Origin of the sequence: Cedecea neteri (assembly GCF_000757825.1) — a bacterium.
GTDB lineage: Bacteria > Pseudomonadota > Gammaproteobacteria > Enterobacterales > Enterobacteriaceae > Cedecea > Cedecea selenatireducens.
The window spans coordinates 4,688,614-4,709,741 of sequence record NZ_CP009451.1; the positions used below are offsets into that span (position 1 = coordinate 4,688,614).

At 55.7% G+C, this 21,128-nt stretch carries 15 protein-coding genes and 1 pseudogene; 4 read left to right on the forward strand and 12 right to left on the reverse strand.

The window, feature by feature from the left end; genetic code table 11:
- Positions 1 to 26 precede the first annotated feature (26 nt).
- Positions 27 to 1,559 carry a SpoVR family protein gene (locus JT31_RS21850; RefSeq protein ID WP_038483483.1) on the reverse strand — a complete coding sequence of 511 codons (1,533 nt, stop codon included), beginning with the start codon at positions 1,557 to 1,559 and terminating at the stop codon, positions 27 to 29.
- Positions 1,560 to 1,884: 325 nt separating this feature from the next.
- On the opposite strand from JT31_RS21850, the gene JT31_RS21855 reads away from it, so the two are divergent.
- Together JT31_RS21855 and dadX are read left to right on the forward strand one after the other, a co-directional pair.
- Positions 1,885 to 3,183 (forward strand): D-amino acid dehydrogenase, encoded by a 1,299-nt coding sequence (locus JT31_RS21855; protein ID WP_038482159.1) that lies wholly within the window; start codon positions 1,885 to 1,887, stop codon positions 3,181 to 3,183.
- An 11-nt stretch (positions 3,184 to 3,194) separates the two neighbouring features.
- A complete protein-coding gene (gene dadX / locus JT31_RS21860; RefSeq protein ID WP_038482160.1) occupies positions 3,195 to 4,265 on the forward strand; it encodes a catabolic alanine racemase DadX in 1,071 nt (356 codons plus the stop codon).
- A 781-nt stretch (positions 4,266 to 5,046) separates the two neighbouring features.
- Here dadX and JT31_RS21870 read toward each other — a convergent pair.
- Together JT31_RS21870 and ldcA are read right to left on the reverse strand one after the other, a co-directional pair.
- Positions 5,047 to 6,717: pseudogene (locus JT31_RS21870) on the reverse strand (potassium/proton antiporter); the annotation flags it as partial.
- 68 nt (positions 6,718 to 6,785) lie between these two features.
- Entirely contained in the window at positions 6,786 to 7,712 is a 927-nt protein-coding gene (ldcA, locus tag JT31_RS21875; protein WP_038482166.1) for a muramoyltetrapeptide carboxypeptidase, read from the reverse strand.
- A 94-nt stretch (positions 7,713 to 7,806) separates the two neighbouring features.
- Here ldcA and emtA point away from each other — a divergent pair, with 94 nt between their 5' ends.
- Positions 7,807 to 8,418, forward strand: coding sequence for a membrane-bound lytic murein transglycosylase EmtA (gene emtA / locus JT31_RS21880; protein ID WP_038482168.1), 612 nt, complete (start codon positions 7,807 to 7,809; stop codon positions 8,416 to 8,418).
- Here emtA and ycgR read toward each other — a convergent pair whose 3' ends face one another.
- On the reverse strand, positions 8,419 to 9,150 hold the full coding sequence (ycgR, locus tag JT31_RS21885) for a flagellar brake protein YcgR (RefSeq protein WP_038482171.1): 732 nt from the start codon (positions 9,148 to 9,150) through the stop codon (positions 8,419 to 8,421).
- A gap of 236 nt (positions 9,151 to 9,386) precedes the next feature.
- Between ycgR and JT31_RS21890 the strand changes: the two genes are divergently transcribed.
- Positions 9,387 to 9,638: a GlsB/YeaQ/YmgE family stress response membrane protein gene (locus JT31_RS21890; protein ID WP_038482174.1), complete on the forward strand. Its 252-nt coding sequence runs from the start codon at positions 9,387 to 9,389 to the stop codon at positions 9,636 to 9,638.
- A 66-nt stretch (positions 9,639 to 9,704) separates the two neighbouring features.
- On the opposite strand, the gene JT31_RS21895 is transcribed toward JT31_RS21890, so the two are convergent.
- The 8 genes from JT31_RS21895 to JT31_RS21930 form a co-directional block, all read right to left on the reverse strand.
- On the reverse strand, positions 9,705 to 11,882 hold the full coding sequence (locus JT31_RS21895; protein ID WP_038483489.1) for a TonB-dependent siderophore receptor: 2,178 nt from the start codon (positions 11,880 to 11,882) through the stop codon (positions 9,705 to 9,707).
- 242 nt (positions 11,883 to 12,124) lie between these two features.
- On the reverse strand, positions 12,125 to 13,876 hold the full coding sequence (gene treA / locus JT31_RS21900) for an alpha,alpha-trehalase TreA (protein ID WP_052049084.1): 1,752 nt from the start codon (positions 13,874 to 13,876) through the stop codon (positions 12,125 to 12,127).
- A 166-nt stretch (positions 13,877 to 14,042) separates the two neighbouring features.
- Positions 14,043 to 15,443 (reverse strand): DUF6384 family protein, encoded by a 1,401-nt coding sequence (locus tag JT31_RS21905; RefSeq protein ID WP_038482177.1) that lies wholly within the window; start codon positions 15,441 to 15,443, stop codon positions 14,043 to 14,045.
- The gene (locus JT31_RS21910; protein WP_038482180.1) at positions 15,443 to 16,822 is read right to left on the reverse strand and encodes a hypothetical protein; all 1,380 of its coding nucleotides are present in this window, start codon (positions 16,820 to 16,822) and stop codon (positions 15,443 to 15,445) included. Before JT31_RS21910 ends, JT31_RS21905 begins: the two co-directional genes overlap by 1 nt.
- 54 nt (positions 16,823 to 16,876) lie before the next feature.
- Positions 16,877 to 18,037, reverse strand: coding sequence for a merozoite surface protein 3b (locus tag JT31_RS21915; protein ID WP_235212896.1), 1,161 nt, complete (start codon positions 18,035 to 18,037; stop codon positions 16,877 to 16,879).
- A 64-nt stretch (positions 18,038 to 18,101) separates the two neighbouring features.
- Complete coding sequence (locus JT31_RS21920) at positions 18,102 to 19,484, reverse strand: serine/threonine protein kinase (protein ID WP_038482186.1); 1,383 nt, start codon at positions 19,482 to 19,484, stop codon at positions 18,102 to 18,104.
- A 38-nt stretch (positions 19,485 to 19,522) separates the two neighbouring features.
- Complete coding sequence (locus JT31_RS21925; protein WP_038482189.1) at positions 19,523 to 20,482, reverse strand: hypothetical protein; 960 nt, start codon at positions 20,480 to 20,482, stop codon at positions 19,523 to 19,525.
- A gap of 116 nt (positions 20,483 to 20,598) precedes the next feature.
- Positions 20,599 to 21,093 carry an SH3 domain-containing protein gene (locus tag JT31_RS21930; RefSeq protein WP_038482192.1) on the reverse strand — a complete coding sequence of 165 codons (495 nt, stop codon included), beginning with the start codon at positions 21,091 to 21,093 and terminating at the stop codon, positions 20,599 to 20,601.
- Positions 21,094 to 21,128: the final 35 nt, after the last annotated feature.

A 21,128-nucleotide genomic window follows, 5' to 3' on the forward strand; every position in this document is an offset into this window, starting at 1 on the left:
GCGTTTTTTTTTCGCTTGCATCTGGTTTATAAAGGATTTTTTTGCGGGCACCGTTCCAGTAACTCGACGCTACCGTCCGCATTTTGCTGTTCCATAATCACGTCAAATCCCCACAGGCGGTGCACGTGCTTAAGCACCTCGCGGCGGCCTTTATCCAGCGGCGCCCGGTTGTGCGGAATATAGCGCAGCGTCAAAGAACGATCGCCACGCAGATCCACATCCCAGACCTGAATATTTGGCTCCAGGTTGCTGAGGTTGTACTGCGCCGAGAGCTGAGAGCGAATCTCCCGATAACCTTCTTCGTTATGGATGGCCGAAATCTCCAGGAAATTATTACGGTCGTCATCCAGCACGGTGAACAGGCGGAAGTCTCGCATCAGCTTAGGCGACAGAAACTGGCTGATAAAACTCTCGTCCTTGAAGTCGCGCATGGCAAAGTGCAGCGTTTCCAGCCAGTCTTTACCGGCAATATCCGGGAACCAGTAGCGGTCTTCTTCCGTCGGTGACTGGCAGATACGTTTGATGTCCTGGAACATCGCAAACCCTAGCGCGTACGGGTTAATACCGTTATACCAGGGGCTGTTATACGGTGGCTGGAACACCACGTTGGTGTGGCTATGAAGAAACTCCAGCATAAAGCGGTCGCTGACTTTTCCCTCGTCATACAGATGATTCAGAATGGTGTAATGCCAGAATGTCGCCCAGCCTTCGTTCATCACCTGGGTTTGCTTTTGCGGATAAAAATACTGGCTGACCTTGCGCACAATGCGCAGGATCTCACGCTGCCACGGCTCCAGCAGCGGAGCGTTCTTCTCCATGAAATACAGCAGATTCTCCTGCGGTTCGGAAGGGAAGCGGTGGGCGGACTCCGCGGTTTTTTCCTCTTCCTTACGCGGTAGCGTACGCCAAAGCGTGTTCACCTGGCTTTGCAGATACTCCTCGCGGCTTTTCTGACGCGCTTTCTCCTCCTGCAGCGAGATTTTTTGCGGGCGTTTATAGCGGTCCACGCCATAGTTCATCAGCGCATGACACGAATCCAGCAGGCGCTCCACCTCATCCACCCCGTAGCGCTCTTCGCACTGGGTAATGTAGTTCTTAGCGAAGATCAGATAGTCGATTATCGAGCTGGCATCCGTCCAGCTTCGGAATAAATAGTTGTTTTTAAAGAAGGAGTTATGCCCGTAACAGGCATGAGCAATCACCAGCGCCTGCATGGTGATGGTGTTCTCCTCCATCAAATAGGCAATGCAGGGATTCGAGTTGATGACAATCTCATACGCCAGCCCTTGCTGCCCGTGTTTATACAGGCGCTCGGTCTCGATGAATTTTTTGCCAAAAGACCAGTGCGGATAATTAATCGGCATCCCGACGCTCGAGTAGGCATCCATCATCTGCTCTGAGGTGATGACCTCAATCTGGTGGGGATAGGTGTCCAGCCTGTAGAGCTTTGCTACCCGGTCAATCTCAGCCAGGTAGATGTCCAGTAGCTCAAACGTCCAGTCGGGTCCGTCGCTCAGACGGTTGGGATCCTTTGTGGCGAAATCAGTTACGGTAGCCATCAGCGCGCCCTCATTGTTTTCGGCTCTCTCTGAATGGAAAGCCTCACTCTCAAGAATAGACAACTCCTGAAAGATAGCGCCGACAAGTAAAATTTTTTATTCGCGATTTATTGATTCCGATACCCGGCTTTTTACTCACCCTGTAGCATTTTATTTTGGCTAAAATGTTTTCCCGTGCAGGAGATGCTAATTATCCCGGGCCAGTGCTGGCGGGCAAACCTGTGAGGTTAGTCACCATAATAAAGCCATATGTTGAATAACATATTCAACTGAGTTATCAATATGTAATCAGAAGATTATTCTTTTAGCTAAATGCGGAGCAGATATGCGTGTTGTGGTGCTGGGAAGTGGTGTCGTTGGCGTGGCAAGCGCCTGGTATTTACGTCAGGCCGGGCATGAAGTCACCGTCATCGATCGCGAATCTGGGCCGGCGCAGGAAACCAGTGCCGCCAACGCCGGTCAAATTTCACCGGGTTACGCTGCACCCTGGGCGGCACCTGGCGTCCCTTTAAAAGCCATCAAATGGATGTTCCAGCGTCATGCACCTCTGGCTATCAGCCTTGACGGCACCCAGTTCCAGCTGAAGTGGATGTGGCAGATGCTACGCAACTGCGATACCCGCCACTACATGGAAAACAAAGGCCGCATGGTGCGCCTGGCCGAATACAGCCGCGATTGCCTGAAAGAGCTGCGCCACGCGACCGGGATTCAGTATGAAGGCCGGCAGGGCGGGACTCTACAACTGTTCCGTACCGAGCAGCAGTATGAAAGCGCGGCAAAAGATATCGCGGTGTTGAAAGATGCCGGAGTGCCGTATGAGCTTCTGGAAGCCAGCCAGCTCAATCGCGTAGAGCCAGCGTTGGCGGACGTTGCCCATAAGCTGACCGGCGGTCTACGTTTACCGAACGATGAAACCGGTGACTGCCAGCTGTTTACCCAAAACCTGGCGCGCATGGCGGCGGAAGCGGGCGTTGAGTTTCGTTTCAATACGCCTGTCGATCGCCTGCTGTACGAAAATCAGCAAATTAGCGGCGTGCAGTGCGGCCAGGAAGTGGTGAAGGGTGATGCTTACGTGGTGGCTTTTGGCTCGTACTCCACCGGCCTGCTCAAGGGCATTGCCGATATTCCTGTCTATCCTTTAAAAGGCTACTCGCTGACTATCCCGATTGCCGATGAGCAGGGCGCGCCGGTCTCGACCATTCTCGACGAGACCTACAAAATTGCCATTACCCGCTTTGATAACCGTATTCGCGTCGGTGGAATGGCGGAAATCGTTGGCTTCAATACCGACCTGTTACAGCCGCGTCGCGAGACGCTGGAGATGGTCGTCAGAGATCTCTATCCACGCGGTGGGCACGTGGAACAGGCGACTTTCTGGACCGGCCTGCGCCCAATGACCCCGGACGGAACGCCTATTGTAGGGCGCACGCCGTTCAAGAATCTCTGGCTGAATACGGGGCACGGCACGCTGGGCTGGACGATGGCGTGTGGCTCAGGCCAGATGCTGAGCGACCTGATCTCCGGGCGCACTCCGGCGATACCGAGCGAGGATTTAGGTATTGCCCGCTACACGCCAGGCTTTACGCCCCTGAGCGCTCGCCATCTTCATGGCGCACATAACTAAAAGGAGCCGTCATGTCCCGTCCTGTGGTAGCGACGCTGGATCTCAGCGCCCTGCGCAATAATCTTGATGTGGTGCGCAGAGCCGCGCCACAGTCTCGCGTGTGGTCGGTCGTCAAGGCCAATGCTTACGGGCACGGTCTCGATCGTGTCTGGTCGGCGCTCGGCGCGACGGATGGTTTTGCGATGTTGAACCTCGAAGAGGCCATTTTGCTGCGGGAGCGTGGCTGGAAAGGCCCGATCCTGATGCTGGAAGGCTTCTTCCATGCCGATGAACTGGCGCTGTTTGATAAATACCGGCTGACCACCAGCCTGCACAGCAACTGGCAGGTTAAGGCGCTGGCGAATGCCAAACTCAGCGCGCCGCTGGACGTTTATCTTAAAATTAACAGCGGCATGAACCGGCTGGGCTTTACGCCCGATCGCGTGCACAGCATCTGGCAAAAACTCCGTTCGATCTCAAACGTGGGTCAGCTGACTCTGATGGCGCATTTTGCCGATGCAGAACAGCCCGAAGGCATCATCGAGCCGATGAAGCGCATCGAGCAGGCGGCGGAAGGCATTGATGCTCCTCGTTCGCTGTCAAACTCTGCGGCGACGCTGTGGCACCCGGAAGCGCATTTTGACTGGGTTCGTCCGGGCATCATCCTTTATGGTGCGTCCCCGAGCGGCCAGTGGCAGGATGTGGCGACCAGCGGAATCCAGCCGGTGATGACGCTAAGCAGCGAAATTATCGGCATCCAGACCCTGAAAGCGGGCGATACCGTAGGCTACGGCAGCCGCTATACGGCAAGCGGTGAACAGCGTATCGGTATCGTCGCGGGTGGCTACGCGGACGGTTATCCACGCATAGCCCCGGACGGCACGCCGGTGATGGTGGACGGCGTGATGACCAGAGTGGTAGGAAAAGTGTCGATGGACATGATTACCGTGGACCTGACGCCATGCCCGCAGGCTGGCATCGGCAGCCCGGTCGAGATGTGGGGCAAAAACGTCAAAATTGATGACGTTGCCAGCGCCGCTGGTACGGTCGGTTATGAGCTGATGTGTGCGTTAGCGCCGCGAGTGCCGGTGATGGTGAGTTAATGTTCCAGGAGCTATTTCTTCTACCTGTTTCTCTTTCCAAATATCCCGGGAGAGCTGTATAGCCCAGTATTTGTTACGTTCACCCGTAAATTGCTTTCCCCAGCACATTCAGATCACGGTGAACGTGTCCGGGGGATAACGCCATCCCCCGAACAGCCCCGGCGCCCGGCGAGCTCATCGCCGCTGAAGCGGTAAACCCACCGGCTATCACCCAAACATTCGGGGTCGTTCGCGATTCGTTCCCGACGATCGCTCTCTTTCGCTGCTCCCGGCAGCTCAACCCCGCCTGAGTTGGGTCATAACCGGGGGCGATGAGAGCCGGGAACAAGGGCGTGGCGTTGGGACTGGCAGCAATTTTTATGTCCAGCGTAGCTATTAGCTTGAAGCGAGGCACGGTTCCGGCTTAAATCGCCTCCGTTTTCTCTCCGACTGGCCAGGGTCCGGACGTCGGGAACGGCCGGAGGCTGAGAGCGTCGGGAACGCATCTCAGCCGACCCAGGACTGGGAGATAAAACGGAGGTCTGCCGCTTTAGCGGTCGATTTATTTGGCCGGGAGTCCGGGGTCTCGGGGAAGTGACGGTGACTTCCCCGAGTCGTTCACCGGTTTGGTGGTGACATGTGAAGCAGGACAGGAAGTGAACGGAACCTTAGCCAGCACTGCATAATTATGGGTATTTGTGACTAAGATAAAGCGTTCGGGGCAGAAGAGAAGAGGCTATTCCTCTTCTTCCCCGGCAACGCGGACACCAATCTTACGTACCAGGTTGTCCTCTTTCTCCGCCACCGTCCAAATCATACCGGCGAACTCAACCTGGTCACCGACAACCGGCGCGCCGCCGAGCATCCCCAGCACAAAATCACCGAGCGACTGCTGGGTATTGACCTCTTCATCCAGCGTCAGGCCGTAAATGGTCGCCACGTCGGAGAACTGGGCGCTGGCCTCCAGAATAAAGTCACCAAAGAAGCGCTGATCCAAATCCACGGGCGGCGACTGGCTAAACAGCTTTCCGAGTGCGGGAAGGTCACGTTCGCGACCGATGACGCAGAGCACATCGCCCTCGCGAAGCCGGGTGCTGCCCGTCGGGTGCAGCAGCTCGTTATCGCGGAACAGCGCGGCAATACGCGTCTCTTCAGGCATATGCAGGTCACGCAGGGCGGCACCCACGCACCATTTCTCTTCGCTCAACTGGTAGACAAACTGCTCCCACGGGTTATCAGGATGGATATCCAGCCCTACGCGGGAAACCGGCCAGCCGACCGGCGGTACCACGACTTTTGCTTTTTTCGCCGCCCAGCCGAGGGAGGTTCCCTGCAGCAGCAGTGAAACCAGCACCACGAAGAAGGCGACGTTGAAGAACAGGCGGGCGTTATCCAGCCCGGCCATCATCGGGAAGACCGCCAGAATGATAGGCACGGCGCCGCGCAGCCCAACCCAGCTGATAAACACACGCTCACGCAGGTTAAAGCCCCGGAAGGGCAGCAGGCCGGCAAAAATGGACAGCGGCCGGGCAAAGAAGATCATCCACGCTGACAGCAGCAGCGCAGGCACCGCAATCGGCAGCAGGTCAGAGGGGTTCACCAGCAGGCCAAGCACCAGGAACATACCGATTTGCGCCATCCAGGCCAGCCCGTCAAAGGTTTGCAGAATACCAAAGCGGCTGCGAATAGGCCGATTGCCCATCACAAAGCCGCACAGGTAAACCGCCAGAATGCCGCTGCCGTCCAGCGCCGTCGTCACGCCAAACACCATAATGCCGCCGCTCAGCGCCAGCATCGGATACAGCCCCTGAGGCAGGGTGATGCGGTTAATCATTTGCAGCAGCAGGTAGCCGCCGCCAAGGCCAAGCACTATCCCCAGCCCGAACTGCTGAATGATATGCACCAGGAACATCCAGCTCAGGCCTGTCTGGTGCTGCTGAATCATCTCAATCAGCGTAATGGTGAGAAACACCGCCATCGGGTCATTACTGCCCGACTCAATCTCAAGCGTTGCGCCCACGCGCTCGTTGAGGCCTTTACCGCCGAGCAGCGAAAAGACCGCCGCAGCATCGGTCGAACCGACGATGGCCCCGATAAGCAGGCCGTCAATAAGGTTCAGGTTGAACAGCCAGGCTGCTGCAACACCGGTCAAGCCGGAGGTAATTAATACGCCAACGGTTGCCAGTGAAAGCGCGGGGCCGAGCGCAACGCGAAATGAACTCGCCTGCGTTCGCATGCCGCCGTCAAGCAGGATAACTGCCAGCGCCAGGTTACTGATCAGATAGGCGAAGGGATAGTTATCAAACGGGATACCGCCCAGGCCGTCGATACCGGCCAGCATGCCGATAGCCAAAAAGATAACCAGAATGGGAATGCCCAGACGAGAGGAGAATGAACTTAATAAGATACTGCAAGTTACCAGAACGGAACCCAAAATAAACAGACTGACTATCGCCCCTGCGTCCAAAATCATTCATCTCCTTAATCTATGTCGCGGAATTTTAACATGTAATCTGTGGATTAAACGCCCAAAAAAGGCGCTTAAAGTGGGTTTCTTTTGCCGAGAACCGGGTGGCCGCTTAACGTCAGACGCGCCGTTTCGCCGTCATGAATAAGCTCGCCAAACGCCCCGAGAGGCAGGGTGACGGTTTGGGGTTCGTGACCAAACGGCAGGCCGTGTAAAACAGGAACCTGTAAACGCTTCTGCAGGGTCTGGCGCATCTCTTCAAAATTATACCCTGCGTCATAGTCGGTTGCCGTCGCGCCGTTAAAACTGCCTAAAACAATCGCTTTTTGGCGAGAGAGAATGCCCGCATGGTGAAGCTGCAGCAGCATGCGCTCGACGCGGAAAGGGTGTTCGTTGATGTCTTCGACAACCAGAATGCCGCCCTCAATCGTTGGCAGCCACGGCGTACCTGTCAGCGAAATCAGCATCGCCAGATTACCGCCCCACACCGTCCCGCTTGCCTGCACGGCAGGGGCATCGCTTGCCCAACTGACGGTAAATTCAGGTTCGCTGAGCGCCTGCCAGAAGTGACGCCAGGTAAACTCGTCCATCTCTTCGGCGCCGAAATTCCCGGCGAGCATGGGGCCGCTGAAGGTGATTGTACCGCACTGCGCCAGCAGGCCTAGCTGGATAGCGGTAAAGTCGCTGTGGCCGCAGATGATTTGCGGCCTGGCTCGCAGCGCTGCGCCCAGGCGTGAGAAGTCGATGTTTTCCAGTAGGCGGCTTGCGCCATAGCCGCCGCGCACCGCGAGCACGATATCGGTTTCCGGCGGCAGCGTTGCCAGTTGATTAATCTCCGCCAGTCGTTCGCTATCCGTTCCCGCAAAACGCTGAAAACGCCTTGTGACCGCCTGCTGATTAACCACCTGATGCCCGTTCTCTTCCAGCCGGCGGATGCCCCTGGCCGCGGCCTGCTGATTAATGCAGTAACCGGATGGGGCGATTAAATGAATCAGAGACATGGCATTTCCTTGCTGAATATGAATTGGTTATCATGCCGCTATCGAGAGCGCTTGTCATCGCCGTTATGGCGAGCACATCAATAAGGATAGATGCGTGAAATTAAGATGGTTTATCGTTCTGGTGCTGTTTCTGGCCGGCTGTTCCAGCCATTCACCTCAGCAGCAGGCCCCGTGGGATCCGACTATTCCCACCCAGCGGGCGTTGAACTGGATGCCCATCACCGAGCAGTCCGGGCAGCAATGGGGCGTAAGCCCTAGATTGATAACCGCGATTATCGCGGTGGAGTCCGGCGGCAATCCGCAGCTGGTCAGCGCTTCGAACGCCATCGGGCTGATGCAAATCAAGGCCTCTACGGCGGGAAGAGAAGTATACCGCAATCAGGGCTTCAGCGGGCAGCCGTCGAACAGTGAACTGCGGGACCCTGCGCGCAACATTGATATCGGCACGGCCTACCTGAGTATTCTTGAACACGGTATTTTGCGTGGGATCAACGACCCGCAGGTGATGCAGTACGCGCTGATTGTCTCTTACGTGAACGGGGCGGGGGCGCTATTAAGAACCTTTGATTCCGACAGGCAGGATGCGATAGACAAGATAAATCGCCTGAGCCCGGACGAGTTCTATCAGCATATCGCCACCAATCATCCTGCGCCGCAGGCACCGCGCTACCTGTACAAGGTGACGCGGGCCATGAACGCTATTTAATTACTTCACGCGGTTAGCCTTTTCCCGGGCCGACCGCTCCAGCGAGAAAATAATCTTTTGCAGTTCACGTTCTACCGCCGGGTTGACGTTTAAAAAACGGAAGCTTAAGCGCGGCGTTGAAATGGTTTCATTTTTGCTGTCCACCACCTTGCGCTCCGAAACCATCACCAGCTGCATATCGAAGTAAAACTTACCCCATTCCACGAGATCCATCTCTACGCGGCCAAAACGCAGGCCGGGTGCGAGGCCTGGGGGCAATGAGCCGTCAACCAACGCGCCCATGCCGCCGAGCGACAGGTCGCAAAGCCGGAAGGCAAACTCAGAGCCATCGGCCAGTTCGGTGCGGCAGTAATACTGCGGCTGCATTGGGGCGGTAATGCGGAAGTATTCCCGGCGCTGCACGAACCACAGCGACGGCGGCAGCGGCGTAGTGAACGCCGGCAGATTTTGATATTCCGTCGCCTTCAGGCCGGGCAAGCTAAATTCAACTTTTGCCCCCTGCGTTTCAGCGATGAACTCAATGTGGGTGGCCTTTTGCACGGAAAGGTTTTCCTGCGACTGGCTACCAAAGTCCAGCACCAGGCGGTCCGCTGAGACCTCGAGAATCTTGCTGATGAACTGCCCGTTAGACCATTCCAGCCTGACGGGAACCTGCTGTTTGTGTAAGTCGCGTAGCACACCTAATACTGCCAGAGGAGACTGCTTCAGGAACTGCTCGTTATAGTGACTCAAGGCTCAAGTCCTTGTTGTGTTTTCAGGTTGTGGTATCGAAGCTTATCGGCAAAATCGGGCAAAACTTAATACAAATTTTTGAATTTTTTTGCCTGAAAATGAACATAACCAGGTGAGATTCATCACATTTTTCTGCAACCGAACTATACTCTTTTTGACAGTAGGCCGCTGGCAGGGGCGCAGAGAGCGCCAGGCGAGCCTGCTAAAGCTCACAATGTAGAAGAGGACGTTCTAAAATGGGTATCCTGGCCTGGATTATTTTTGGTCTCATCGCGGGTGTGGTTGCTAAGTTTATTATGCCTGGCAAAGACGGCGGCGGCATTATCCTCACCTGTATTCTGGGGATCGTGGGCGCGGTAGTCGGCGGCTGGGTAGCGACGGCATTGCACCTTGGCGGACCGGTAACCGGTTTTAACTGGCCGAGTTTCTTTGTGGCGGTGATTGGCGCCATTATTGTGCTGGCTATTTTCAGGATGGTACGACGGTAGAAAGTCATTCATTACAAAAAAACGGCCCTTCGGGGCCGTTTTTACGTTTAGCTTTTTATGACGAGATTAGAAATCATAACCCACGGTCGCAATAACCGAACGTTCCGCACCCCAATAGCAATAGCCCGTCCCGTAGCAGCCCGCCACATAGTCACGGCCCGTCAGGTTGGTCGCATTAAGCTGTACAAACGCGCCTTTCAGCGACGGTGTCCATGCGCCCATATCTGCCCGAACCATGGCATCCAGCAGCGTTGCAGAAGGGATCCGCCGGGTATTTTCGTTGTCGGCCCACTGTTTGCCGATGTAGCGAATCCCCGCGCCCAGGCTGATACCGTAATCGGCTTTGAACGTGCTCCACAGGCTAGCCATCTGATTTGGCGTGACGTATGGCGTGTTGCCGTCGTTGCCATCAATGGCGTCTTTGTAGCGTACGCGGTTGAGCGTATAGCTGGCGATTGTCGACAGGCGTGGCGTTAGCTGAGTACGTGCTTCCAGCTCCAGCCCCTGCGAATGTACTTTGCCCGCAGGTTCAAAATATCCGCCCTGAACGTTACGGTTGCCCACGTCTTTCTGGGTCAGATCGTAAACGGCGGCGCTGTACAGATCGCTGGTGCCGGCCGGCTGGTATTTAATCCCGGCTTCGTACTGTTCGGCGGTCGTAGGTTTCAGCAGCTTGCCTTCGGCATCGGAAAGCACCTGCGGCGTAACGGCCTGGCTGTAGCTCACATACGGAGAAATACCGTTATCAAAAGCGTACAGCAGGGAAGCGCGGCCGCTAAAGTGGTTGTCGCTGCGGTTGTCCGTCACGTCGCTATCGATCGCCGTCGCCACCAGGTGACTTTTGGTGACCAGATGATCGTAGCGGCCAGACAGCGTCATATGCCAGCGGTCCCACTTCATTTCGTCCTGCAGGTACGCCCCGGTTTGCTCGTACTGGCGGCGGCCGGCTTTGACCAGCAGTCCCTGATTGATCGTCGCGTAGCTTAGGTCACGTGGATCGTAATAATAGTAACCGCCAATGCCGCCGGACACGCCGGTCCACGGGTTCAGTTTGGTGGTGTAGCCAGTCCCGTCCGTCAGGTCGTTGGTGAACCGGTGATATTCACCGCCAAGCACCACTTTATGCTGCAGTTCGCCGGTCGCGAAGTCGGCTTCCAGCTGATTGTCGATGGCCCAGGCGTCCAGCGAGGAGTTTTCGCTGCTGTAATAGCGCGAAAGTTCGTTGTGAGCGGTGTCCGCCCAGCCAATCTGATAGGCCTGGCGTAGCGCCACGTTAGAGTGGGTATAGCTGGCGTTCGAGCGGAACGACCAGACGTCGTCGAAGGCGTGAGCAAACTCGTAGCTGTAGATCTGCTGGTGGCGCTTGAAGGCGTCATCGCCCGGTTGCACATCAGAGAACCCGGTATCCAGCTTGCGTCCCGTTGTGGTATAGAGGCTGCCGTCGCCCGGAACGGAACCGTGGAAGCCGCCGGACGGATCTTTTTCCAGGTAAGCTCTCAGCACCAGAGACGTAGCGTCGTCAGGTTGCCACAGCAGAGAAGGCGAAATGGCGTAGCGCTCGTCGCGCGTGTTTTCATACTGCGTATCGCTATTTTTGGTCAGGCCGGTGATGCGGAAGGCCCACTGGTCGTTAATCGCGTTGGTGTAATCAAACGCCGTGCCGTTGGTATTGTGATTGCCGTACATCGCCCGCACGTGGCCTTCTTCAACAAACTGCGGGCGTTTCGAGGTTTCCATCACCAGGCCGCCCGGTACGGTCTGGCCGTAAAGTGCGGAAGAGGGGCCTTTGATGACATCAAGGCGTTCCAGGAACCACGGATCGACCTGCACGACGTTAAAGCTGCCGGCGTCGCTCATCAGGCGCAGACCATCAAGGAAAATGTTATTTACGTCACCACCGTGGAAACCGCGTAGCGCAACGGTGTCGTAGCGAGTTGCGCCGCCGGCAAAACCGGTAAAGACGCCGGGCGTGTAGTTCAGCGCGCTGTTAATGGTCTGCGCGCCCTGGTCTTCCATTTGCTGGCGGGTCACCACGGAAATGCTTTGCCCGGTGGTTATCAGCGGTTCGTCGGTTTTGGTTGCACCACGGGTTGTGGTGGCGGTGTAACCCATCGTTGGAGAGGTTGCGGTATCGGCAGGTTTGGCGGTGACAACCAGCGTGTCTTCAGCCGATGAAGAAAAAGGGGCGATGAGAGCAAGCGCGCAGAGTAAAGCGGAGCGCTTTACGGTAAAAGCCTTTATCATTTTTTTGTCCGGAAGTATTGAGGTCATCATCCTGATGGAATTCCTCCGTCGGCCTGCGACGGGAAAACGCGTTTTCTACATGCGATTTCGAATGCGAATTATTATCGTTATTATTAGCTGATACAAGCGATACCGCGCTTTTTTATGCGTGAAAGCCCATGAAATTACTGATGATTTCATGGGCTTATTGTTTTAAATGAAATGATTAAGTTGAGGTAACGGCAGCCGTAGCCGCCGTTATTTTACTGCTTTGGCTTGTCTGCCGTGGGCGGTGTGGCTGTTTTCTCTGCCGCTGATTTAACCGGATTGGTTACCGGGCCGGGGGTTGCCGAAGGCAGCTTGTCCGGGGCATTGTCGCAGGGCTTTTCTTTATCGCAGAGCAGGTCGAGCATTTTCAGCGCGACACCGTTAGTCCAGCCGAAGCCGTCCTGTAGTGGGTATTCGCCACCGCCGCCGCCCGTTCCGCTGGTGGTGACATCGTATTTCTCAACCAGCTTTTGCTCTTTGTTGTAGACGTTCTGCACGTTGCTCAGGAACCGGAAGCTCACCTCCAGCGCCAAATCTTTGTGCCCGTAGTTTTGCAGGCCTTCGGTTGCCACCCACTGCAGCGGCGCCCAACCGTTTGGCGCATCCCATTGCTGGCTGGTTTTGACGCTGGTGGCGGCCAGCCCGCCCGCGTTGAGCAGATGCTGGCGCGTAGCCTTCGCCATTTTATCCGCTCTGTCCTGCGAGGCGACATGCACATAAAGCGGGAACAGCGCGGCGGCGGTTAGCTGATTGCGAACCGTATTGCTCTTAAGGTCGTAGTCCGCATACCAGCCTTCTTTGGCGTTCCACAGGTTTTGCTCAATGGCTTTTTGACGGTCATCGGCGGCCTGTTTATAGCGCTCTGCTGCCGCACTATCTTTTGCCAGTTCGCTGGCGTGAGAGAGCGTTTTTTCCAGTTGGTAAAGCAGCGCATTAAGGTCAACGGGCACGATGCTTGTGGTTCTGACCGTACCGAGCTGCGCCGGATTGTCCATCCAGCGTGAGCTAAAGTCCCAGCCGGATGCCGCGGCGGCTCGCAGGTCGCGATAGATATCGGTTGCCGCACGTGCTGGCGTACTCTTCGCCGTGGTAACGTCGTCGAGATAAGCCTCGGTGCGCGGCGTGTCTTTATCATCCCAGTAGCGGTTGAGCAGGGCGCCATTTTTAAGCTTAACAACGCGCTCATGAGCATCGCCTGGCTTCAGGCCGTCGCTGCCCTCCATCCACCAGCTATATTCTTGCTTCAGCTGCGGCAAATAGGTTGTATACACGCTGTCGCCTTTATTCTGCGCGAGCAGTTCAACCATCATGGCGAAGAAAGGCGGCTGCGAACGGCCCAGGTAATAGCTGCGGTTGCCGTTGGGTACATAACCCCAGGTATCGATTTCGTGGGCGAAGTTGTCCACCATGTTCTGCACATCGTCCCAGCGGCCGCTCTCGGCCAGGCCCAGCAGGGTGAAATAGCTATCCCAATAGTAGAGCTCCTGGAAGCGGCCGCCTGGCACAACGTAAGGTTTTGGCAGCGGGAGCAGCGGGTTCCATTTGTTGGTGCTGTCGGCGGAGCGGGTCAGCACCGGCCACAGCCCGTTAATGTGTTCTCGCAGGCTTTCTCCTTCCTGCGGCTTATAGTTATCCTCGTTCTTCGGCAGGATAAAGTTCACGTCAACAAAGTGGCGCAAATCAAACCCGGATAGCCTGCGCTGCATGCGGTAATCGGCGAGGATCATCAGCGGATCGCCTTTAGGCACCGCATCAGCAAAAGTTTTCTGGTCGGGGAATAGCTTCGCTGTCTGGACATCAATAAACAAAGGCCCAAAAAGCTCGTCGGGCGTTTGAGGCTGGGGAGGGCGTTCGGTTTCCTGGGCTGCAAATGAAGCAAGCGGCGTGAGGCCAAATACGGCACCGGCAACGGCCATCTGGGCCGCAAGACATAGCGCATAAGGCCGGTGCAAAACGGGTTTTATCATCATTCCTTCTCCTTCGACGGGACGCAACACGCTACGTTGCGATCAACTCCCTGAAAACCTTAGTTGAATTTTCCGAATTTCGGGTGTCATTGACGATAAAAATGCAAAAACCAGACAATTTACCGGCGTAAAAAAGCCCCGCAGGGCGGGGCTTGATGGGATGGCATTACCAGCTCAGAATTCGACCGTCCATTACCGGGCGTTTGTAGCGCACCGTAAGCTGATTGGCTGGTTTATTGCCCACGATGTAGTTATCGATGTGGCCGTCCTCCTGCTTGTCTTTTTTCAGCTTCTCGAATTCGGCCTGCGAGATTCGAATGCCGAAGGTGGTCGTCTTGCGTTCCCGCCCGGTTTCACTGTCTTTTACCCAGACGGACTGCGGCACGCCCCGACTGTTTATCGCCTCGGTAATCAGGTACCAGCTGCGGCCTCCTGATTCATCGTAAGTTCGCTCCACGCCAGATTTTTCCCCGATACGATCTACGACGATGAAAGTTAGAGGTTCAACGACATACTCGTACATTTCATTCATACGATTAATTGCTTCAATCCATTCCGGAGGCGGGATTATCTCGGTATAGCCGCGTTCGGCTAAGCTACGATCCAGCCCGCCGATAAAATCGCTGAGCGTTTTTCTGTCTTGACTGGAAAGGGGGAGCCCGAGAAGCTTATTTTTCTTTTCTGCAAAAATCTTTATCCGCTCGGCACGCGTTTTTTGCTGTTCTACGGCGGTGCTGACCTCTGCCACGGTAGCCTCTACCGTCGTGCTATTTTGCAATATAGCCTGTTTCGCTGCGTCGAATTTGGCCGCAACGTCAGAAGACTGGCTGAGGAATGTCGAGAACTGTGGATCGGCGGTAATCTCCTGCAGCGAGCCGTCAGCACGCAGCAGGCGGGTAACGTCGACGATAAGATTATTGGCGTTTTGCAGGAGATCTCTTTGTTTGTCATTCAGCGCCGTCAGCGACTGGAACTGCTCCTCGCGCTGCGCACGGGCATTCTCCATTGCCAGATTTTGTGGCTGCTGGTGGATAAACTGTTCCAGCATACCGTTTACCTTATCTTCGACCTCAGCTAAAGGCTTCGTGGCCCAGACAAGTGTCGCCTTATTGGCAACATCCAGCGTCCCTTTTAGATACCGGGCAATGCCCGTCAGGTCGTGGTTTCTTTTTATCTGTAGTGAAATGCTGTTGTTCAACGCTTCCAACTGGCTACGGGCATCATAAATCCGGTAACCCATAAACAGTGCGCTACACAGCACCAGAACGCCCAGTCCTTTTAGCCATTTGGAACTGGTCAAATAAAGGCTTGAGCCCAACCGCTGGCCGAGGGTTAACGGCGGTGACTGGTAGCTCAAACGGTGCGTGAACCAGTTTTTCACGCCTTCTTCAATAAGCTCGTCGTTAACGGACGTACCCGACTTCTGGTAGTAATCACGTATGCGCTGGCTGATTTTCTGCCGTAAAAGCGGTAAGTCTAAATGCTCTTCAACGGCAATTTGCCGGGCATGCAGCGCGTCGATGATAGCCATCGCCCCAAGCTGATCGCTGAGTTTTACCTTATCCATCAGAAACTGTCCGTTGTCCGGTAACTGCCGCCACCGGTTGAAGAAGAAGAGCTAAAGCCTCCGCCTGAGCGCCTGCTGGAAGACGAGCCGGATGACCATGTCGTGCTGGAGGTAGCTCGACGACTGCTGCTATAGCCGCCTGTTGTTGCCGGTTTAGGACGCTTGCGGGAGGCGGCGGAGATTTTATTCATAATATCGCCCAGGCTTTGCTCGCCGTGCATATAGCGCTTGATCTGTTTATCTTCGCTATCAAGCAGGCCCCATTTAAACTCAAGGTCGGCATTATTGAAGCCATGCTGATGGAAAGAACTCTCCAGGGATTCGGCCCGATTAAGATCGTTGCGTGCCGCCTCAAGGTCGGTTTGAGCCGCTGCAATACGGCCACCGGTACTCGTCTCCTGAGGGATAAGCGTGCGTATTCTTTCGAGCATAATATCGTCTTCGGGCGAAGCGGTTTGCGTCACCAGTTCGCTGAGCTTTTGCTGCGGCAGCCGAGACATTTGTTCCGACAGGCGTCGCATAATTCGCTGAAAATTCTCACCTTCTCCGCTGGCATACTCCTGCATTTTAAGCTGCAGCTGGCTGACCTTTTGCTGGCTTACGCTCAAATTAGCTTCCAGCGCCTCAAGGCGCTGATAAAGATCGGGCAGGCCGATATTCCTTTCAATGCGGCTGACAAAAGCAGTGAAACGATCGTTACGCGCTATAGCCTGCTGCTCAAGGGTTTGTAGCTTAGTTTCGGAGGCTTTTTGCAGGGCAAAGAGCATTCGGTAATTGGCCACGTTATCGTTAAAGCGGCACAGGCCTGCAATCCAACCGTCCAGGCTGCGGCGAAGACGCCATGCGCGATATTGCTCGGTAGCATAACCTTTGTTCAGCAGGTAACTGAACAATTTCTGCTGACCGTAAACAGCCGTTTTTTCTGCTACTTCGGCCTTGAGTTCGACGTGAAGTGCCGTTTGTTTCTCTAACTCGGCCGAGAAGTTTTCCTTGTCCAGCCGCGCCTGCTCTGCTTGCGAGTCTGCGGCAAGCTGAGCGTCTCGCTCGGCTTCGTGCTGGTCTATTTGCTCATCCAGCGTGGCCAGCGCGCTTTGATGCTGCTGAAAGCGTTGTTCTTCGGCAACCAACTGCTGGCGGGTAAGGGCAATTTCGTCGTTCAACTGCTGCAGCAGAGGCTGAATGTTTTGCTCATCGACATCAACGGATGAAGATTCCTGCAAAAGCAATGTCGCCATTTTTTGATAAAGAGAGGCAATTTGCTGCTGTAGAGAGAGCTGCTGGCCGCGCAGCTCGGCCACTGAGGCTTCTACCGATGAGAGCAGCAGACGCTGGGTCGCGGTATTTTGCGCTAACGTCCTTGCCAGTTTATAGGCTTCCATTAACTCGGGTTCTCCGTAAATCGGTCCGGCATATCGGCGTTGAAACTCTGGGTATCAGCGCGTCAATTCTGCTTTAGTGACGATGCTGGTGAAGCGGCGCTTACCGTCCTCAACAACCGCAGCAAGTTCTTCAGCGTTCCTGGTGGCTTCGCCGCGCAGCTCTTCAATCATGTTATAGCTGGACTCCTGGAAACTGACGATAGCGTTAACCAGTGAACGCACGGACTCGGCTTTTATGGTTGAGCCGTAGCCGGCCTGCAGCCCGGCTTCGAGCTGTTTTGTCCCGTTTGAAGCAATAGTGTTAAGGCCCTCGTTGATGCCGGCCTTCATGGCTTCCAGCGTTTTGGTACTTTCATCGAGGCCCTGAAGTGAGGTCATCGAGGCAGAGAGCGCGGTAAAGACGATTTCGTTGGTCGCAAAGAAAGTCACACCTTGGCGGTATACCCGTTCTTTAATCGCGTTAGTTTGCTGTAATCGGGCGAACACTGCCTCCGCCGCGTTGTAGGCGATAAGCAGGTTATCGGAGAGATCTTTGACGATTTGATAGCGCTCGTCTTCTTTTTGCATGGCGCGCAGGGCTTCATCCCTGACTAATTCACGGCGTGAACGTTCTGAGCCTTCAAGGTTCTCCGTACTGTCTGCGGCTGCCTGCGCGCTCTGCAGCGTCTGGCGGCAGTGCTCTACGCGTTGCTCTGCCAGCGTCATCAGCGCCATAGCATCCACGTGGGCTTCTTTCAGCCCAAAACGGAAGTCCTGGTAGGCGTCGAGAATAACTTTTTCGCGGGAGATTTGCTCATCAGACGCTTTGGCGACTTCGAGCCAGGTCTTTTTAATGGCGTTAAAACGATCTGGAATGGAGCCGCGGCGGAGGGTCATCCAGCCGGACTTAATTCGCTCCACCAAATCCAGTTTGCCGTCGTCCAGCCAGTCCACCATTTGCGTGGCGTCCTGGCGGATAGAGTCGAAAGCGGCGACGATTTTGGTCTGCCGGTTGGCGACGTCCATGCTTGAAATATTGTCGCGAACGACGGCGTTAAAAGCGCTTTGCTGCTGCAGCGTCCTGCCGATAGTGGTCACACGGTCGGCGTCCAGGTCCACAATAGCATCCAGCAATACAAGCACCGGCGTCTCGGCCTCTGGCGCGGGCATGATGCCCAGTTTCTGTAACTTCTGTATGGCACGGGTGGTATAGCTGGCTACGGCAGATGTCATCATCGCTTCCTTTGTTGATGTCAAAATATTTCAGCCAGCACTATACCCTGGTGTTTTGCCCCTGTAATTACCCCTGTGGATTTACCAGCCACGTGCCTGGGTTCGCCACCACAATGGTTTGCTTGCGGGATTGCTCGCCGCCGCTAAGAGTGAGCAGATATTTTCCAGCTGGAAGCTGCAGCGAGGCAAAGCCGTTGGCGGCAGGCGTGACCTTTTGCGCTTTGCCATTAACAGCCAGCTGTTCGCCTTCGTTCATACGGACATAGACGCGAGCAAGGGCACTCTCTGCAGCGGGTGCGGCGGGTGCGCCACCCACCTGCGGCGTGCTTTGGCTGGCAACAACCGGCTCGGCGATGGTCTCGGGGGCAGGAGCCGAAGTGCCACCGCCGCCAAACAGCACCGCGCCGACAATCAGGCCAGCGACGGCGCCAGCGCCAATTTGCAGGGCCGATTGATAGCGCTTCCAGAGCGGGAGAGTCGCGGTGTCTTCAGGCTCTTCTACCGGCACCAGGGCGGTACCGGTTTTCTTGTTGCTGACCAACTCCCTGACGTCGCCGACGGGGATGTCCAGCAGGGCGGCGAAGGCATCAATCGACTGAGGGCGATCCTCCGGCTTCAGCGACAGCGCTTTATCAACCGCCTTCAACAGGTTCAGGGAATAGCCTTCGGGCTGGCTTTCCGCGAGCGTAATACAGCTGTCCTGGATGCTGCGGGCCACGCTTGCAGGTGGCGCGCTGCCGGTGATGAGCGTATACAGCACGGCGCCGACGGCGTAGATGTCCGTCCACGGGCCAAGCTGGCTGGCCAGGTCCCCGGTGTACTGCTCCAGCGGCGCGAAGCCAGGGTGGAGCAGGGTGTTGCCTTCATCCAGTGACGCCTGACCGCCACGCGGCGCGCCGGTATTGAGCAAAATAGGCAGGCCGTTATCCTGAATCTGGATGCTTTTGAGGGACAGATTACGGTGAAGATGTTCAGCCGAGTGCAGCGTGGCCAGCGCGCCACACAACATCGGCAGCATGCGGCGGATCCACGCTTCATCAATCAGTCCCGGCTGCTGTTTTTGAAGTTCATCAAGCGTAATACCGTTGTAGAACAGCGTGACCACATAGGCGGTATTGTTATCGCTCCAGATGCGTAATACCTGGGGCAGATTAGGGTGATTAAAGTGGGCCAGCTGGCGCGCTTCCTGCATAAAGCTGTTCAGGCCGGTGGTGTAAACCAGGTGGTCGCGTTCGCTGTGCAGCACCAGCTCCTGCACGTCATTGCGCATGACATAGGCTTTCGGCATATATTCGCGTACTGCCACCACTCTTTCGAGCTGGTGATCCCAGGCCCGGTAAAGAATGCTGGTCATGCTGGCGTCGATAGCTTCCTGAATTTCGAATTCATCAAAGCGGTAGCCAGGCGGCAAAGCGTTGGGCACTCTTGGTATAAAATCGTTATCTATCATGATGTTCTCTGCGCGAGGTCGTGCAACATGCGACAAGTTTATTTTTGGGCGCGCCAGGCACCGGCGGCAGGGTCGCGCAGCTGCGGGTGCAGCGACTCGACCAGCAGCAGCGTAATCGCCGCATTAGGTGCCAGCCAGCCGGACCAGACTTTACGCACCTCGTTCAGCCGTGTTTGAAGACGCTGCTCGTCAAGCGCCATGTCCCGAGGCACTTCCACGGCGACGGTGCCGCTGGCTTTCCAGCCGTTAATTTCCGGGTGATAAGGCAAAATTAACCAGCTTTGCGGCGCCTGCTCGCTGCTGACGACCATGCGTTCATTGTTAACGCTGGTAATCAGCAGGCTGTCGGCATCGGCCGCCGGGTTAAGCCCGCTAACCGGGAAACCGTGTACGAAGGTCATTACGATGCGTTTTTCACCGCCGTTGCCGCGCTGAATGACCTCGCTGCTGCCGTTCAGCCAGCCGCCTTTTTCACACTTGCCGTTTTCTTTGCCGGGAATAAACAGCGCGCTGCTGCCGGCGTCACCCTGCCAGAAGGTTCGTAAATGGCAGCCGTCCTGCAGGGTAAATTCCAGCCATGGGGTGCGGTCTAGTGGGGTGGAAAGATCTTCCGGGCGTTCGTTACGGGTGGCAACGGAAGACAGCGGAGATTCAATAGCGACCTCCCAGTCGCTGGCTTTTGAGGCAGAGCCGCGGGCAAGAGAAGCGCCTTCGGTATCCTCCAGTTGCCAGCTTACGCGCTCAATTTCGCTGCACTGGTTTTCCAGCAGCGCGCCGAGGCGGGGCATAAACGTCTTGAGGATGAGCGGATTCTTATCACCGTTTGCCACAATGCGCACCGGCAGTTCGCTTCCACACCAGCTTTGCGGGGCATTGCTTTTAATATTGTCTATCCACACGTCCAGCTTCTGGGAAGGCGACTGAACGATGCGATAGTTCCCTGCCCAGACGGTAGTTGATGCCAGCAGCAACGCCATACCCGAAAGCCAGAGTTTCATAAAAATCCTTGTTAGCCTGTGTGTAAAGAGCGGCAACATTAAGCCAGTCCGGATTGCCCGGCCGGCGGCTGCCTCGCTCTTGCGGTAGTCAATGATAAAGCCCCCGAAGGGGAAGTTTAGTTAATGATCCACGTTCCGTTATCGGCGTTCTGGCAAGCTTTGCTTTTATTATCTACCGCAACGCAGGTGGATTTTTTAGCCGCGCGACGAGGGCGTGGGCGGTCTTTTTTTAACGTTTGGTTATAAAGTTCACTTTTCACCAGCGCTCTAAGCGGCACATAGCCCAGAAGTTCTGGTTGATCCTGTTCGGCGATAGCAAACCAGTGGTTCTCTACCTCGCCCAGCACGGTGTAGCTTTGGCCGTTTTCAAGCTGGGCTATCACTTTGCCGCCAAAATCAGGCTTGCTCATGATGGAGCCAGGATAAAGCGCCCGATAGTCGGCATTCACCGGCGTGAATTCTTTCGGAACTTCAACAATATAGCGGTGAGTAAGGGTGACGCCGTTTACCGTGCTGGTCACAATGGTGTCGTCGGTCATCTTTGGCGGTGGCGCTTTACAGCCGACAACCGTGGTGACAACAAGGAGGACTAACAGGCTTCGCAATTTCATTGAGACGTTCCCTGAGAAAAAGGTTAAAACCCAAC

Excerpts from the sequence above, each read along its gene's own strand:
- JT31_RS21855 (WP_038482159.1), top strand. The coding sequence starts at position 1,885 with ATGCGTGTTGTGGTGCTGGGAAGTGGTGTCGTTGGCGTGGCAAGCGCC.
- JT31_RS21850 (WP_038483483.1), bottom strand. The coding sequence starts at position 1,559 with ATGGCTACCGTAACTGATTTCGCCACAAAGGATCCCAACCGTCTGAGC.
- JT31_RS21905 (WP_038482177.1), bottom strand. The coding sequence starts at position 15,443 with ATGGATAAGGTAAAACTCAGCGATCAGCTTGGGGCGATGGCTATCATC.
- ldcA (WP_038482166.1), bottom strand. The coding sequence starts at position 7,712 with ATGTCTCTGATTCATTTAATCGCCCCATCCGGTTACTGCATTAATCAG.
- JT31_RS21930 (WP_038482192.1), bottom strand. The coding sequence starts at position 21,093 with ATGAAATTGCGAAGCCTGTTAGTCCTCCTTGTTGTCACCACGGTTGTC.
- JT31_RS21920 (WP_038482186.1), bottom strand. The coding sequence starts at position 19,484 with ATGATAGATAACGATTTTATACCAAGAGTGCCCAACGCTTTGCCGCCT.
- JT31_RS21890 (WP_038482174.1), top strand. The coding sequence starts at position 9,387 with ATGGGTATCCTGGCCTGGATTATTTTTGGTCTCATCGCGGGTGTGGTT.
- dadX (WP_038482160.1), top strand. The coding sequence starts at position 3,195 with ATGTCCCGTCCTGTGGTAGCGACGCTGGATCTCAGCGCCCTGCGCAAT.
- treA (WP_052049084.1), bottom strand. The coding sequence starts at position 13,876 with ATGATAAAACCCGTTTTGCACCGGCCTTATGCGCTATGTCTTGCGGCC.
- JT31_RS21915 (WP_235212896.1), bottom strand. The coding sequence starts at position 18,037 with ATGATGACATCTGCCGTAGCCAGCTATACCACCCGTGCCATACAGAAG.
- JT31_RS21925 (WP_038482189.1), bottom strand. The coding sequence starts at position 20,482 with ATGAAACTCTGGCTTTCGGGTATGGCGTTGCTGCTGGCATCAACTACC.
- JT31_RS21895 (WP_038483489.1), bottom strand. The coding sequence starts at position 11,882 with ATGATAAAGGCTTTTACCGTAAAGCGCTCCGCTTTACTCTGCGCGCTT.
- JT31_RS21910 (WP_038482180.1), bottom strand. The coding sequence starts at position 16,822 with ATGGAAGCCTATAAACTGGCAAGGACGTTAGCGCAAAATACCGCGACC.